Origin of the sequence: Simplicispira suum (genome assembly GCF_003008595.1) — a bacterium.
In the GTDB taxonomy this organism is placed as follows: Bacteria; Pseudomonadota; Gammaproteobacteria; order Burkholderiales; family Burkholderiaceae_C; genus Simplicispira; species Simplicispira suum.
In genome coordinates this window covers 905847-919322 of record NZ_CP027669.1, presented here as the reverse complement: position 1 = coordinate 919322, position 13476 = coordinate 905847, and the positions used below count along the sequence as shown (strand labels likewise).

General features: G+C 65.8%; 12 protein-coding genes. 5 read left to right on the top strand and 7 right to left on the bottom strand.

Going from position 1 to position 13476, the window contains the following annotated elements:
* Window positions 1–167 precede the first annotated feature (167 nt).
* A complete protein-coding gene (locus C6571_RS04365; RefSeq protein WP_106445612.1) occupies window positions 168–500 on the top strand; it encodes a DUF805 domain-containing protein in 333 nt (110 codons plus the stop codon).
* Window positions 501–576: 76 nt separating this feature from the next.
* On the opposite strand, the gene groL is transcribed toward C6571_RS04365, so the two are convergent.
* From groL to C6571_RS04345, 4 genes are all read right to left on the bottom strand, one after another.
* Window positions 577–2226 carry a chaperonin GroEL gene (groL, locus tag C6571_RS04360; protein ID WP_106445611.1) on the bottom strand — a complete coding sequence of 550 codons (1650 nt, stop codon included), beginning with the start codon at window positions 2224–2226 and terminating at the stop codon, window positions 577–579.
* Window positions 2227–2400: 174 nt separating this feature from the next.
* Window positions 2401–2691 carry a co-chaperone GroES gene (groES, locus tag C6571_RS04355; protein ID WP_106445610.1) on the bottom strand — a complete coding sequence of 97 codons (291 nt, stop codon included), beginning with the start codon at window positions 2689–2691 and terminating at the stop codon, window positions 2401–2403.
* Between the two features lie 189 nt (window positions 2692–2880).
* Window positions 2881–4713 carry a hypothetical protein gene (locus C6571_RS04350; RefSeq protein WP_106445609.1) on the bottom strand — a complete coding sequence of 611 codons (1833 nt, stop codon included), beginning with the start codon at window positions 4711–4713 and terminating at the stop codon, window positions 2881–2883.
* A gap of 12 nt (window positions 4714–4725) precedes the next feature.
* Window positions 4726–6090, bottom strand: coding sequence for an SPOR domain-containing protein (locus tag C6571_RS04345; RefSeq protein ID WP_245901397.1), 1365 nt, complete (start codon window positions 6088–6090; stop codon window positions 4726–4728).
* Between the two features lie 211 nt (window positions 6091–6301).
* Here C6571_RS04345 and C6571_RS04340 point away from each other — a divergent pair, with 211 nt between their 5' ends.
* Window positions 6302–6955, top strand: a complete 654-nt coding sequence (locus C6571_RS04340) for a DsbA family oxidoreductase (RefSeq protein WP_106448035.1) — start codon at window positions 6302–6304, stop codon at window positions 6953–6955.
* Here C6571_RS04340 and C6571_RS04335 read toward each other — a convergent pair.
* Window positions 6867–7517, bottom strand: a complete 651-nt coding sequence (locus C6571_RS04335) for a TetR/AcrR family transcriptional regulator (protein WP_106445607.1) — start codon at window positions 7515–7517, stop codon at window positions 6867–6869. The two genes, C6571_RS04340 and C6571_RS04335, sit on opposite strands and share 89 nt — an antisense overlap.
* A gap of 56 nt (window positions 7518–7573) precedes the next feature.
* Between C6571_RS04335 and C6571_RS04330 the strand changes: the two genes are divergently transcribed.
* The 3 genes from C6571_RS04330 to C6571_RS04320 all read left to right on the top strand — a co-directional run bounded on the left by C6571_RS04330 (window position 7574) and on the right by C6571_RS04320 (window position 10292).
* Window positions 7574–8932: a protoporphyrinogen/coproporphyrinogen oxidase gene (locus C6571_RS04330; protein WP_106445606.1), complete on the top strand. Its 1359-nt coding sequence runs from the start codon at window positions 7574–7576 to the stop codon at window positions 8930–8932.
* Window positions 8933–8980: 48 nt separating this feature from the next.
* Window positions 8981–9376: a hypothetical protein gene (locus C6571_RS04325; protein WP_245901395.1), complete on the top strand. Its 396-nt coding sequence runs from the start codon at window positions 8981–8983 to the stop codon at window positions 9374–9376.
* Window positions 9377–9617: 241 nt separating this feature from the next.
* Window positions 9618–10292: an alpha/beta hydrolase gene (locus C6571_RS04320; protein ID WP_170094678.1), complete on the top strand. Its 675-nt coding sequence runs from the start codon at window positions 9618–9620 to the stop codon at window positions 10290–10292.
* 89 nt (window positions 10293–10381) lie between these two features.
* Here C6571_RS04320 and C6571_RS04315 read toward each other — a convergent pair whose 3' ends face one another.
* Both C6571_RS04315 and cphA read right to left on the bottom strand, forming a co-directional pair.
* On the bottom strand, window positions 10382–10813 hold the full coding sequence (locus C6571_RS04315; RefSeq protein ID WP_245901497.1) for a CreA family protein: 432 nt from the start codon (window positions 10811–10813) through the stop codon (window positions 10382–10384).
* 82 nt (window positions 10814–10895) lie between these two features.
* Complete coding sequence (cphA, locus tag C6571_RS04310; protein ID WP_106445603.1) at window positions 10896–13463, bottom strand: cyanophycin synthetase; 2568 nt, start codon at window positions 13461–13463, stop codon at window positions 10896–10898.
* Between the last annotated feature and the right edge of the window lie 13 nt (window positions 13464–13476).

Here is a 13476-nt window from a genome sequence, read left to right as displayed (position 1 = left end):
TATTGAAAATAGAGCATAAAATCTTGCGATGCAGCGCCTGAAGCTCGCGAGCAGCATCGGCGCGCTGCAGTGAAAAACGGGGTGCAAAGCGGCGGCTTGCCGCCCTATCATGGCGCGGGGCGTTCGTCCCACCATCCAAAAAAACTCACCAAGAGAGGAACCATGCCATGAATTTCATGCAGGCCATTCAGAGCTGTCTGACCCAGTACGCAACGTTTACGGGGCGCGCGCCGCGCTCGGAGTTCTGGTGGTTTTTCCTGTTCCAGATTCTGGTGGTGATCGTCTCCAGCCTGTTGGGCGAGATGGTGTACAGCGTCGTGGTGCTGTTGCTGCTGCTGCCCGCGCTGGCAGTGGGTACGCGTCGCCTGCACGACGTGGGGCGCTCAGGTTGGTGGCAGTTGCTCATGCTGACCGGCATTGGGTATCTGGTGCTGCTGTTTTGGTGGGTGCAGCCCAGCGCAGCGCAGGCCAACAGTTTTGGCGAGGCACCGGCCGCCTGAACGAAAAAACCCGCAGGCCGTGAGACCTGCGGGTTCTGCGAAACGTTGAGGCGGAGCAGGCTCTGCCTCGGGGCCGTTACATGCCCATGCCGCCCATGCCGCCCATGCCACCCATGTCGGGCATGCCGCCGCCAGCGCCGCCTTCTTCCTTCGGCGCCTCGGCCACCATGCACTCGGTGGTGAGCATCAAGGACGACACGGAAGCTGCGTTCTGCAGTGCAGTGCGCGTCACTTTCGTTGGGTCCAGAATGCCCATCTCGATCATGTCGCCGTAGGTGTCGTTGGCAGCGTTGAAGCCATAGTTGCCCTTGCCAGCCAGGATGGCCGCGACCACCACCGATGGCTCGCCACCGGCGTTGGCGACGATTTCGCGCAGCGGCGACTCAATGGCCTTGAGCACCAGCTTGATGCCGGCTTCCTGATCCGGGTTGTCGCCCTTGATCTCGCCAGCAGCCTGCTTGGCGCGCAGCAGAGCCACGCCACCACCAGCCACGATGCCTTCTTCCACCGCAGCGCGGGTCGCGTGCAGGGCGTCTTCGACGCGGGCCTTCTTTTCCTTCATTTCGACTTCGGTGGCAGCGCCCACCTTGATCAAGGCGACACCGCCGGCCAGCTTGGCCACGCGCTCTTGCAGCTTCTCGCGGTCGTAGTCGCTGGTGGCTTCTTCGATTTGCACGCGCACTTGCTTGACGCGCGCTTCGATGTCGGCAGCCTGGCCTTCGCCGTCGATGATGATGGTGTTTTCCTTGCCCACTTCGACGCGCTTGGCCGAGCCGAGGTCGGCCAGCGTGACCTTCTCCAGCGTCAGGCCGACTTCTTCAGCGATGACCTTGCCGCCCGTCAGGATGGCGATGTCTTCCAGCATGGCCTTGCGGCGGTCGCCAAAGCCTGGGGCCTTGACAGCCACAACCTTCAGGATGCCGCGGATGGTGTTGACCACCAGCGTTGCCAGGGCTTCGCCTTCGACGTCTTCCGAGATGATGAGCAGCGGACGGCCCGACTTGGCCACGGCTTCGAGCGTGGGCAGCAGGTCGCGGATGTTGCTGATCTTCTTGTCGTACAGCAGCACGAAGGGGTTTTCCAGAATCGCGGATTGCTTCTCTGGGTTGTTGATGAAGTAGGGCGAGAGGTAGCCGCGGTCAAACTGCATGCCTTCGACGACTTCGAGTTCGGATTCCAGCGACTTGCCGTCTTCGACGGTGATGACGCCTTCCTTGCCGACCTTGTCCATCGCATCAGCAATGATCTTGCCAATGGTTTCGTCCGAGTTGGCCGAAATCGAGCCGACCTGGGCGATTTCCTTGGAGGTCGTGGTGGCCTTGGACGCTTTTTTCAGCTCGGCAACCAGGGCCGTCACAGCCTTGTCGATGCCGCGCTTCAGATCCATGGGGTTCATGCCGGCGGCCACGTACTTCATGCCTTCGTGCACGATGGCCTGGGCCAGCACGGTGGCGGTGGTGGTGCCGTCGCCAGCGATGTCAGAGGTCTTGGAAGCAACTTCCTTGACCATCTGCGCGCCCATGTTTTGCAGCTTGTCCTTGAGTTCGATTTCCTTGGCCACGGACACACCGTCCTTGGTCACGGTGGGGGCGCCGTACGAACGCTCGAGCACCACGTTGCGACCCTTGGGGCCCAGGGTGGTCTTGACTGCGTTGGCCAGGATGTTCACACCCTCGACCATGCGTGCGCGGGCTTCGCCGCCGAAAACTACGTCTTTTGCTGCCATGTTGGAGCTCCTGAAAAGTCTAAAAAATTCGTGAAACGGATAACTGGTTGTGGGGGAAGAAAGCGTAGCGAGCAGGTGTCAGGCTAGGCGCACGGAGCGCAGCAACCGGAACGTACTTGTGTACGTGAGGATTGCGAGCACCGCGCAACAACGCCAGGCGCCTGCGCAGTAGCTTTATTTCTCCACAACTGCGAAGAGGTCGTCTTCTTTCATTACCAGCAACTCGTCGCCATCGACCTTGACGGTCTGGCCGCTGTACTTGCCAAACAGCACGCGGTCGCCGACCTTGACGCTCATCTCGATGCGGTCGCCGTCCTCGTCGTGCTTGCCGGGGCCCACGGCCAGCACTTCACCCTGATCGGGCTTTTCGGCAGCGTTGTCGGGGATGAAAATGCCGGAAGCGGTCTTGGTTTCAGACTCGATGCGCTTGATAATCACGCGGTCAGCAAGGGGACGAAGTTTCATTGCAATACTCCTGGTTCAAAAATGCGCCTGGACGGCAAAGCGCCTGACAAACAGGCGCTTGTGAATGGCAGTCCATCGAAGCTGCTAGCACTCGCGATGGACGAGTGCTAATGATAAGGGCATTTCCCCAGTTTTCAAGGGCTGGGTGGTGGCGAAGCCCTGCGGCGCCGCGCGATTTCCCGTCTGGTCCTATGGGCGAGCCGCCCCACATGACAGGCTGGCGCGGTAAGGCGCCAGAGATTCGTCGACAGCCTCCAGCAGCTCACGGCGCATGTTTTCGCGGGTAAGCATTTCTTCTGCGGCGAGCAGCGTCAGGTCGACCCCGGCGCCCAGCGCCAGACCCACCGCTGCGCCCAGGCCAGCGCCCAGCGCCGTTCCCAGGCCGGGCGCCACCACGGTACCCAAGGCGGCGCCTGCGGCTGCGGCGCCGGCCTTGCCCAAGCTTTTTTTTGCCGCTGCCTTGAGCAGCAGCTTGCTGGCCGCCTTCATGCTCGCCTTGCCCATTGCTTTGGCGGCCACCGTGCCGGCAAAGCTGCCGGCAATCAGCGCAACACCGGAACTCGCCGCCAGTCTGGCGCTGTGGCCGCGCACCGCGAGCAGTGCAGGGCTCTCGGGTGCCTCGTGCACCACGCGGCACTGCGATTCGCTCAGCACCAGGTGCTGCGACTCCAGTAGCGCCAGCGCATCGGCCCGTGCGTTCAGGGCGGCGCCCCATTGCGCGGCGTATTCGCGTTGAACTGTGCCAAGCGCGCTGCCAATGCCGTCGTCTTGCAGGACGAGCTGCTCGAACTTCACCCGCATCAGTAGCTCTGCGTCGCCGGCCAGCATGGCGGCGAGCCGCGCCCATTCAGCGCCCAGGCTGAAGTACCAGTCCAGGTAGGCGTCCACTCCCGGTTCGGCCAGCGCCCGCACTTTGTCGAGTGCGGTGCAGGCCTGGACCTGCGAGGCAGCAAGGCTTTTTTGGGTGCGGGCGCCCAGTTGCTCCAGCAGTGCCTCGGCGCCTACGCGGTAGACGCGTCCGCCAATGCGCTCGCATTCGGGAAGCGCCTGCACGGCAAAGGGGCTGGGGCTGCTCTGGGCCAGGTATTCGGTGCGTCCGGCCAGATCGAGCCAGAGCCAGGTCGCCAGCACGCCAATCGCTGCCCAGACGGCGGCCCGCTCAGGCGTCAGTCGCGGCGGAACCACTTCGGCACACAGCGGCACGGCACTTGCCCGGCGCAGCTCGGGCAGAGAGAGGGCGCAACCGGCAATGGCCAGGGCGCTGTGGCCGAACAGCGCCAGCGGCGCCAGCACGAGGCCTGCCAGCGCCTGCCAGCGCCGGTCCGCTGGCAGCTGCGAGAGCGCAGTCTCAAATCCTGCCTGACTCCAGGCCAGGGCGTCGAGTGCCCAGCGCAGTGCGTGCGATGGCGCGTCGCTCCAGCCGGCCTGCCACTGGCCCAGCCGCTCGGCCAGCGGCAGCGGCACGCTGGCGTGGTCCGACAGGCGCAGAGCCAGCCAGGCCAGTGCCAGCAGCAGCACCAGCGTGGCATGGGTGGCTCGCCGCACCCAGCGCTGCGCGTAGCGTTCGGTGGCGAACTGTGCGGCGCCGAGGCGGTAAAAAACCGCTTCCAGCAGGGCGTAGCCAGGAGCCGCCAATGCCAGCAGGACCCACTCGGAGAGAGCAAAAAAAGGCGTTTGTAACAGCGCAGCAGCCGTCAGCAGCAAGGCCAGCATCACGCGCAGCGCCATCGGCAGCACACGGCGCGCGTACCAGCGGTGCAAGGCAGCGCCACTGCGGTAGGGATGCAGAGCGAGCAGGCGGTGCGTCGCATCCTGGTGCCACCAGGCGGCGAGGACCGGCAGCGCGAGCAGCCAGCTGGCGGCGGCAACGCCCAGCATGGGCCAGCGCAGCAGACCGTGGGCCACCGCAGCGAACAACAACAGATAGGCCCACCCTGCCAGCACCACTCGGGCCGCCCGCCGCAGTCCGGCGCGCGGATCGGCGCCTGCGGGCGGATGCGGCGGATGTGGCGGTTGGGCCATGGCGCAGGGCCGTCAGCCGCGTTGGCGGTAAATCAGCGCATCGAGCTGCAGACTGCGAATTTGCGTGGCCGCCTTTTGCGCGTCGGCCTCGCTGTCAAACGGACCGACGCGAACGCGGGTGCGCTCACCGTTTTTGGTGCTGAAGGTCTGGCGGAATGCGGGCAGCCCGACATTGAGCAGCTTGGCCTGGGCCCGGCGCGCGTTGGCCTCTTCTGCAAACAGACCGACGTTGATGTAGTAGCCAGGCGCACTGCCCAGCGGAGTGGGCGTGGATGCTGGCGTGGGTGTGCTGGCAGCTTTGCGGGAGGCGGTCGCGGCGCCGTCTGGGGTTGCGGCCGGAGCGTCAGCCGGCGAAGGGGTGCCTAGCGATCTGGATGCTGCAGGCGAGGCTGCCCCTGGGACGCGCCGTTTGCCCGGCGGTGGGGACGCTTTCCCTGCCTGGGCTGCTGCATTGTGCGTTGGTGCGGTGGCTGTGGATGGAGAAAGGGCTGCTGCTGCGCTGTGCTCACTTTGCGCAGGGGCGGGACTGGTCGCATCCGGAACGCGCGTGCCTTCGGCGTCGCCATCGCCCGCGCCGGGGTGCACAGGTGCGGCACTGCCGAGCGCTGTGGCCGAAGCAGCAAGGGTCTGAGGCCCTGACGCAGTCACCGCCGGGGCGCTGGCAGAGGCGGTGCGTGCTTTGGCGGCGAGCGTTGGCGTTGAAGCAGTAGCAGAAGTCGATGCTGAAGCAGGCACGCTGGCGGGCAAGGCCTTGCCTGCACTCTGCACCGGACCGGATGCTACCTGCGTATCGCTCGGGCGGCCGGCACGCCAGTCGTCCTCCGGCACCCACAGCCAGGCTGCGGCGATGGCCAGAAACAGCCCCCCATTGGCCACGGCAATCCAGATCAGGCGCCGCCAGCTGCTGGCCTGGCGGGCGAGCAGCTGGCAGGCTTCGGGAATGCTGTGCGCTGCCACCAGCGCGCGCGCCATGCGTTTGCGGATTTCGCTGTACAGCAGCGCGTCGCCAAACAGGCCGGGCAGAACGATGGCAAACAAGGCAAAGGCGGCGAACAGCCCCCATTCCACCTGCTCGGGCCAGTGCAGCAGCGGGCGACCCACGCCAAAGATCAGCAGGGCCAGGCCTTCCACCAGGGCCACATAGACCAGGGCTGCGGTCCATAAATGGTGCAGCAGCATCCAGTTGAGCGTAGCCAGGCTGGCAGCAAGGTTCCAGCCCACGGGCGCCCGCCCTGCCTGGTCAAAGCGTTCAAACAGCGCCAAATAGCGCGGCTGCTGCACCGGGCCGAGCGCGGCGCGGTAGAGCGCATCCACGGTGTTGCCGCTGGCGGCCTGCGATGGCGCGTTGGCGTCGGCATAGGGGCTGTGCGTGGGCATGCGGCATTCTGGCATGGCAACGCCCTGCTGTGAATGCTGGAAAATCCAGGCCAAATTGGCCTCTGGCGCTTTGTGGGTGAGCGCTGGGCGCTATGAATACAGGAGTCTTTGCTGCCACGCCCATGCCGCCCAAGCAGGTTCCGCACGGCTGCGCTGCGTCGGTGGCGGCTTCGCTCCAGAATGCAGACTTGCTCGCTTGCTGGAGATTGCGATGGCCACTCCTCTCAAAATTGATTTCGTTTCCGATGTGTCCTGCCCCTGGTGCGTCATTGGCCTGCGTGCGCTGGAGCAGGCAGCCGAGCGCCTGGCCGGTGAGGTGCAGCTGGACCTGCACTTTCAGCCGTTTGAACTCAACCCGCAGATGGGGCCGGGCGGCCAGGACATCGGCGAACACCTGCAGCAGAAGTACGGGGCGTCGGCCGAGCAGCGCGAAGCCACGCGCGCCGCCATTGCTGCGCGCGGTGCCGAGCTGGGCTTTACCTTCACCTCCGGCGCGCGCAGCCGCATCTACAACACCTTTGACGCCCACCGCCTGTTGCACTGGGCCGAGCTGCAGGGGCGGCAAGCGCCGCTTAAAAACGGCTTGTTCAAGGCCTATTTCACCGACGGCCAGGACCCGAGCGACCACGACGTGCTGGTGCGGGTGGCGCAAGAGGCGGGGCTGGACGCGCAGGAGGCGCGCACCGTGCTGGCTTCAGACCGCTACGCCGACGAGGTGCGCGAGCGCGAGCAGTTTTACCTGCAGCAAGGCATCCACTCGGTGCCGGCGGTGATCGTCAACGACCGGCATCTGATCCAGGGCGGGCAGCCGGTGGAAGTCTTCGAGCAGGCGCTTCGGCAGATTGCGGCGCAGCGCCAGGAATAGGCGCCGGTTTGGGCCGAGCGGTATCGCTCGGCGTCAACATGTCCAGCACGTCCTGCACCAGCGCGACAAATCGCTCGCGCCCATGCGGCCCCGTTTGCTGAAACCCGATGAAGGCGAGGCATGCAATCCTGGCGAAGCGGTGGAGCGCATTTTCTGCAGCGCAAGGAAACAAGTCGCGTCCCAACTGCCGAACAAATTCAAGGCGGGCTGCATCGGTTTGCTCCAGCACCGCGAGGACCGTGCGATCCCGCGCGGCCCAGGCCCGAATGGCGACCTCCCGGCCCGGCTGCAGACGTCCCGCGACCGATAGATAGCGCTCCAGCCGCCGCTGGGGGTCGCCTTCGGCGCTGGCCTGGGCAATGACCTCGGCGGTGTAGTCTTGCCGCCAGCGCACCAGCAGGGCGTCGACGAATTCGGCGCGGCTGCGGAAGTGGTGGTAGAACGAACCGCGCGTGACATGCAGGCGCCGCGCGATTTTTTCTGCAGAAAGCTGCGTGTAGCCGAGCTGATCCAGCGTCTGGAAGCCGGCCTGAATCCACGATTCGCGGGAGACTTTTTTCATCGAATTGCCACCATACAGGCTGTGTATGGTGCCAGGGCGGGCTCTAGAGTTCGTGCATGGCAAATTTATCCCAATCGCTTCTCGGGCCAGCCCAGCGTGTCCTCGTGGTCGGGGCGGGAATGGCCGGTCTGGCCGCCGCGCAGTCGCTGCACCGTGCAGGGTTTCAGGTGCGCGTGCTCGAGCAGGCGCAGGGGGCGGGCGGTCGGGTGCAGAGCGATTCCTTTCACGGCCGCACCATCGAGTGCGGCGCGCAGTTCCCGTCGAGCGGCTATCGCCACATTCCCCGGCTGCTTGACGAAGCCGGTATGGCCGGGTCGGTGGAGAAGGCTTCTCCCTGGGCGGCGTTCGAACGCCATGGCCGTCTGCACAAAGTCCATCAGAAGCGCCCTGGCACCTTCGTGACAAGCGGCCTGTTGAGCAGGCGCGAAGGCGCGCGCCTCATTGCGGGCTCGCTCCCCTTGGCGCTTACCGGGCGCTGGCGCGACCGGTCGAGCTATGCCGCGTTTGCGCGTCTGGATACGGAGGAAGCTGCGCCCTGGTGCAACCGCAACCTGGGGGCAGCCGCGACCGACCATCTCCTGGCGCCCACCATCCACGGCTTCTATTTCCACACGTTGGAGCAGACCTCGCGGGCACTGATTGGTGCGGTGATGTCGTTCCTCAATGCCGAAGCCCTGGCCATCAGAGGCGGCTGGGGCCGCCTGCCGCGCGCCATGGCGGCCGAGCTGAATGTGCAGACGGGCGCGAAGGTGGAGGCTTTGGTTGAAGGCCCACACGGCGTGCAGGCCCATCTCGGTGGCGACTGCCTGGAAGCGGATTGGGCGGTGCTGGCCGTGCCTGCGCCAGTTGCCAAGCAATTGCTGACAACGCCGGACGCGCTTGAAAGACGCTTGCTGCAAACAGGCTATGCAGCTGCAGCACATGTTGCGCTGGGCATGCATTCGGATTGGCGATTGCCCGGCAACCTGGAGGCGGTGCACGGGCTTTTGCTTGCGCCCGGCGCATCTGCAGCCACCGGCCACTCCGTGGCCGCCATGGTGGTCGAGTCGGCGCGATTGCCTGTCGCGCAGGCGCCCGAGGTGTTGACGCTCATGCTCGGCGACGCCGGTGCGCGCAAGTACCGGGACGAGCCGGACGCGTCGCTTGTCGAGGCGGTTCTGCAGTGGCTCGAGTTGCGCTGGCCCGGCATTTCGCGGGCGGTGGTGGACCACAGGGTGCAGCGCTGGCCCTGCGCCGAGCCCTTGTCACCACTGGGCCGCGCCCGCGCAATTGCGCAGTACCGCGCCGAACTCGTACCCAAGCGCCGCATCGTTTTGTGCGGCGACTACCTGGGCATGCCGTGGACGGACGGCGCAGTGGAAACCGGCTTATGGGCTGCAGAGCGCATTCGCCGCCTGGCGCCGACGGCGAAGTGATCGCCTCGCCAGTTCGACCAACCCAATCACATTGAAGGAGAACGACAGATGGAAAACACCATGTATGTGGCGGGCGCAGTGCTGTTGACGCTGGTGGGCCTGATTCACAGCGTCCTGGGCGAAGTGCTTATTTTTTCGCGCATGCGGACCGAGGGAGTGGTGCCGACCAACGGCGGCAGCGTACTGAGAGAGCGCCACGTGCGCATCCTCTGGGCCACTTGGCACGTCGTGACCGTACTTGCGTTTCTGGCGGCGGCAGCCATCTTGAATCTGAGATCGTCGCCTTCGGCGGGACCCGGCGCGGGTTGGATGGAGGCGATGGTCGTCGCCGCATTGCTGGCGAGTTCGGCACTGGTAGGAATCGGAACCCGAGCACGGCACCCCGGTTGGGCAGGGCTGTTGGCGGTTGCGGTCTTGGTGGGCCTGGGCACCTATGCGCGGTGAGCCGGGCACTCCTGAAACCCCACTTGAGCCGCCTTCACCACCGCACGCCGCCCACTACGGATTGGCGCACAAGCGCCCAGGTTTGGGTGCCTTGCTGCGCACGACGTACCGCCTTGCGCCCGACACCAGCGTGGCGATAGCGCTCCAGGTGCTCTCCAGGCCCCGGCCTCGCACAGGCATGCTTGAGCGCTCCGCGTCTCGAAGCGGATGGCGCCGCAGCCGCCTTCCGTTTGAGTCCGGAATGCTGAGTGTTTCCGAGCATTTGGGCAGTGGCGCTCGCCCGCGCATCGTGCTGGTTCATGGCTGGGGCGGCAACGCCATGCAAATGCAGGGCATTGCCAACCTGCTCGTCGAGGCAGGGTTCTGCACCACGCTGGTCGACTTGCCCGCCCACGGCAGCAGTACCGGGCACACAAGCAGCGTGGCGCAGTTCTCGCGGGCATTGTTTGCGCTCCAAGCGCGTTATGGCCGGGTGCATGGCGTGGTTGCGCATTCGGCAGGCGCGCTTGCCTCCGCGCACGCCGCCACGCGAGGCTTGGCGGTCGACCGATTGGTCCTGATATCTCCACCCGATTCGCCTGCGCGCATGGTGCAGAGCGTGGCGCACGCTTTTGGTCTGCCGGCGTCATGGGCTCGCCGTCTGGTCGAGCGGCTGGGAAGCTACGGGGGTGCGCGATTGTCGGAGTTCGAGCTGGATCGCATGGCCGTGCAGATTGCCTTGCCCACGTTGATTGTTCACGACGCGTGCGATCGCGTGGCGCCGGTAGCGAGCAGCCGAAGGATCGCTGCCTTATTCGCCTGCGGCGAATTGCTGGTGACCCAGGGCCTTGGCCACCAACGACTGCTCAGCGATCCGGCTGTCGCATCGCGGGTGCTTGTCCATATGGCGAGGAACTGCACGTCTTTGTCGTGGTAGCTCGAACTGTTTTGCTATTATAAATATAGCTATTAGCGATTATGGAATAAGCGCTAGCGGCCATTTTTACCAAAAATTTCTGTTGTGAATCACTTGTCCAGCGGAATGGGCGTGGCGCGATCCACCGGCACGGCGGTGATGCTGTTCTGTGGCGAGCCGTCAATCAACTTGTCCGAGTAGCTCAGGTAGACCAGGGTGTTGCGCTCTGCGTCCACCATGCGCACCACGCGCAGGCGCTTGAAGAGCAGCGACATGCGTTCGGAAAAAATCTCTTGCTGCTGGCGCAGCGGTTTGGCAAACGACAGTGGGCCGGTCTGGCGGCAGGCAATGGACGCCTCGGCCCGGTCTTCGGCCAGCCCGAGCGTGCCCTTGATGCCGCCGACGCGGGCGCGTGAGACGTAGCAGGTCACGCCGGCAACCCCTGGGTCGTCGTACGCCTCGACGAGGATGTCGTGGTCGCGGCCGATCCACTGGAACGCGGTGTCGACGGAGCCGATCTTGTCGGCTGCGTGGCCAGCCATGGCGCCGGTCAGGCACAGCGCGCCAATGGCTGCGCGCAACAGGTGGACGGTGCCGGTGGAGTGATGTGGGTTCATGCTGCCCTCATGTTTCTGCGCAGCGGCGCGCCAGATGCGCCAGCGCTTGTTCCACCTGGTCGACCAGCACCAGGCACAGGTCACCGGGTGCCAGGCGTGCCAGGGCGGTGTCGATGGCGATGAACTCGCCGCGAATTTCCTCGACATGCTGGGTGCGCCCGGCGCCGGCCAGTCCTTCGCGCAGCAGGCGCATCACCTCGCCGTCGGCGCGCCCGCGCTGGGCTGCGTCCTGGTACAGCAGTACGTCGTCAAAGGCGGCGCCGAGAATCACGGTTTGCGCGCGGATGTCCTCGTCGCGCCGGTCGCCGGCGCCACTGATGACCACGCTGCGGCGCTTGGCCGGCAGCGCATTGACGGCGCCCACCAGGGCGCGCATGGCGTCGGGGTTGTGGCCGTAGTCGGCAATGACCGTAGCGCCTTTGTAATCCATCAGGTTGAAGCGGCCGGGCGCGTTGTCGCTGTCGTTGACGAAACCCGAGAGGCCGCGGCGGATGGTCTCCCACGACAGGCCCGCGCCCCAGGCGGCGGCCACCGAAGCCATGACGTTTTCCACCTGAAAAGCGATCTTGCCGCTGCGCGTGATGGGCACGTCGCGCAAATGGATGGCCTCGCGCCACGAACCTTCGGCAGCAATCACCGAATCGCCATCGACGTAGACCGAGCGGTTGCCCTGGGCGCGGTGCGTGGCCATCACGGGGTGGTGGCGGTCAGCGGCAAAGAAGATGATCTTGCCCGGGCAGGCCGGCGCCATGGCCGCGACGATGGGGTCGGCCGCATTGAGCACCGCATAGCCCTCGGGCGCCACGTTCTGGACGATGACGCGCTTGAGCACCGCCAGGTCTTCCACCGTGGTGATGAAGTTCAGCCCCAGGTGGTCGCCTTCGCCAATGTTGGTGACCACCGCCACCTGGCAGCGGTCAAAACCCAGGCCCTCGCGCAGGATGCCGCCGCGCGCGGTTTCAAATACTGCCGCATCCACCTCGGGGTGCAGCAGCACGTTGCGCGCGCTCTTGGGGCCGCTGCAGTCGCCGCTGTCGATCTGGCGGCCATTCACATAGACGCCGTCGGTGTTGGTCATGCCCACGCGCAGTCCCTGGGCGGAAAAGAGGTGGGCGATGAGGCGCGCCGTGGTCGTCTTGCCGTTGGTGCCGGTCACGGCCACCACCGGAATGCGTCCGTCGTTGCCGGGCGGGAATACCAGGTCCACCATCGCCTGGCCAATCGCGCGCGGCTTTCCGTACGACGGCGCAAGGTGCATGCGCAGGCCAGGGGCGGCGTTGACTTCGACGATACCGCCGGCTTGTTCTTCGATGGGGTGCAGCACGCTCTCGCACACCAGATCGACGCCGCAAATGTGCAGACCGACCATTTGCGCCGCCGCCACGGCGCGCGCTGCCACGTCGGGGTGCACGTCGTCGGTGACGTCGGTGGCCGAGCCGCCGGTGGATAGGTTGGCGTTGTTGCGCAGGATGATGCGCTGCCCTTTGGGCGGCACCGAGTCGGGCGTCAACCCTTGGGCGGTAAGGCGCGCGACGGCAATGTCGTCGAGGCGAATCTTGGTCAGCGGCGTGGCATGGCCTTCGCCGCGGCGCGGATCGAGGTTGACCAGATCCACCAGCTCGCGCACGGTGTGGATGTCATCGCCCAGCACCTGCGGTGGCTCGCGCCGCGCGGCAGCCACCAGCTGGTTGCCCACCACCAGCAGGCGGAAGTCGTGCCCAGGCAGAAAGCGCTCGACCATGACCTCGCCGTATTCGGCGGCGACGCGAAAGGCTTCATCGAGTTGCGCACGTTCGGTGATATTGACCGTGACGCCCTTGCCCTGGTTGCCGTCCTGCGGTTTGACCACGACGGGCAGACCGACATCAAGCGCCACCGCCCAGGCGTCGTCCACGGTAGCGGTGGGCCGCCCCATCGGTACGGGCACGCCAGCGGCGTGCAGCAGGCGCTTGGTCAGGTCCTTGTCCTGGGCAATGGATTCGGCGACGGCGCTGGTGGCATCGACTTCGGCGGCCTGGATGCGGCGTTGGCGCGAGCCCCAGCCGAACTGCACCAGACTGCCTTGCGTGAGCCGGCGCCATGGAATACCGCGCGCTGCAGCGGCCTCAACGATGGAGCCCGTACTGGGACCAAGGCGCTCGTCCTCGTCCAGCTCGCGCAGCGCCGCCACCACGGCCTCGCAGTCAAACGCGCCGCCGCCCTGCGCGGCGGAAATCAGTGCCTGCGCATCCTCGAAAGCCTTGCGGCCCACGGCCTCTTCGGTGTACTCGACGATGACCTGGAAGACGCCCGTCTCTGGCGTGTGTGCCGTGCGGCTGAAGGTCACCGGGCAGCCCGCCTGTGCCTGCAGCGCCAGTGCGGCCGATTGCAGGACGTGGGCCAGCGTGATGTCGCTTTCGCTGCCTTCGGGCAGCAGCGCGCCAATGGCAGGAAACAAGGCGCGCAACCGGGCTTCAAAGCCGGCCATTTGCGACACCGCGCATTCGTCCGCCGTGCAGCGTACGACGGCCTCAATGGCGGTATTGCGGCTCCAGAGGTTGGGGCCGCGCAAGGCGCGAGTACGTGAAACTTCCATGGAGTCTTTCGAG

Bases quoted from the DNA above. Each gene is read 5' to 3' on its own strand.
- C6571_RS04320 (WP_170094678.1), top strand. From the start codon at position 9,618: ATGCTGAGTGTTTCCGAGCATTTGGGCAGTGGCGCTCGCCCGCGCATC.
- C6571_RS04330 (WP_106445606.1), top strand. From the start codon at position 7,574: ATGGCAAATTTATCCCAATCGCTTCTCGGGCCAGCCCAGCGTGTCCTC.
- C6571_RS04325 (WP_245901395.1), top strand. From the start codon at position 8,981: ATGGAAAACACCATGTATGTGGCGGGCGCAGTGCTGTTGACGCTGGTG.
- C6571_RS04350 (WP_106445609.1), bottom strand. From the start codon at position 4,713: ATGGCCCAACCGCCACATCCGCCGCATCCGCCCGCAGGCGCCGATCCG.
- C6571_RS04340 (WP_106448035.1), top strand. From the start codon at position 6,302: ATGGCCACTCCTCTCAAAATTGATTTCGTTTCCGATGTGTCCTGCCCC.
- C6571_RS04365 (WP_106445612.1), top strand. From the start codon at position 168: ATGAATTTCATGCAGGCCATTCAGAGCTGTCTGACCCAGTACGCAACG.
- groES (WP_106445610.1), bottom strand. From the start codon at position 2,691: ATGAAACTTCGTCCCCTTGCTGACCGCGTGATTATCAAGCGCATCGAG.
- C6571_RS04335 (WP_106445607.1), bottom strand. From the start codon at position 7,517: ATGAAAAAAGTCTCCCGCGAATCGTGGATTCAGGCCGGCTTCCAGACG.
- C6571_RS04315 (WP_245901497.1), bottom strand. From the start codon at position 10,813: ATGGCTGGCCACGCAGCCGACAAGATCGGCTCCGTCGACACCGCGTTC.
- groL (WP_106445611.1), bottom strand. From the start codon at position 2,226: ATGGCAGCAAAAGACGTAGTTTTCGGCGGCGAAGCCCGCGCACGCATG.
- C6571_RS04345 (WP_245901397.1), bottom strand. From the start codon at position 6,090: ATGCCCACGCACAGCCCCTATGCCGACGCCAACGCGCCATCGCAGGCC.
- cphA (WP_106445603.1), bottom strand. From the start codon at position 13,463: ATGGAAGTTTCACGTACTCGCGCCTTGCGCGGCCCCAACCTCTGGAGC.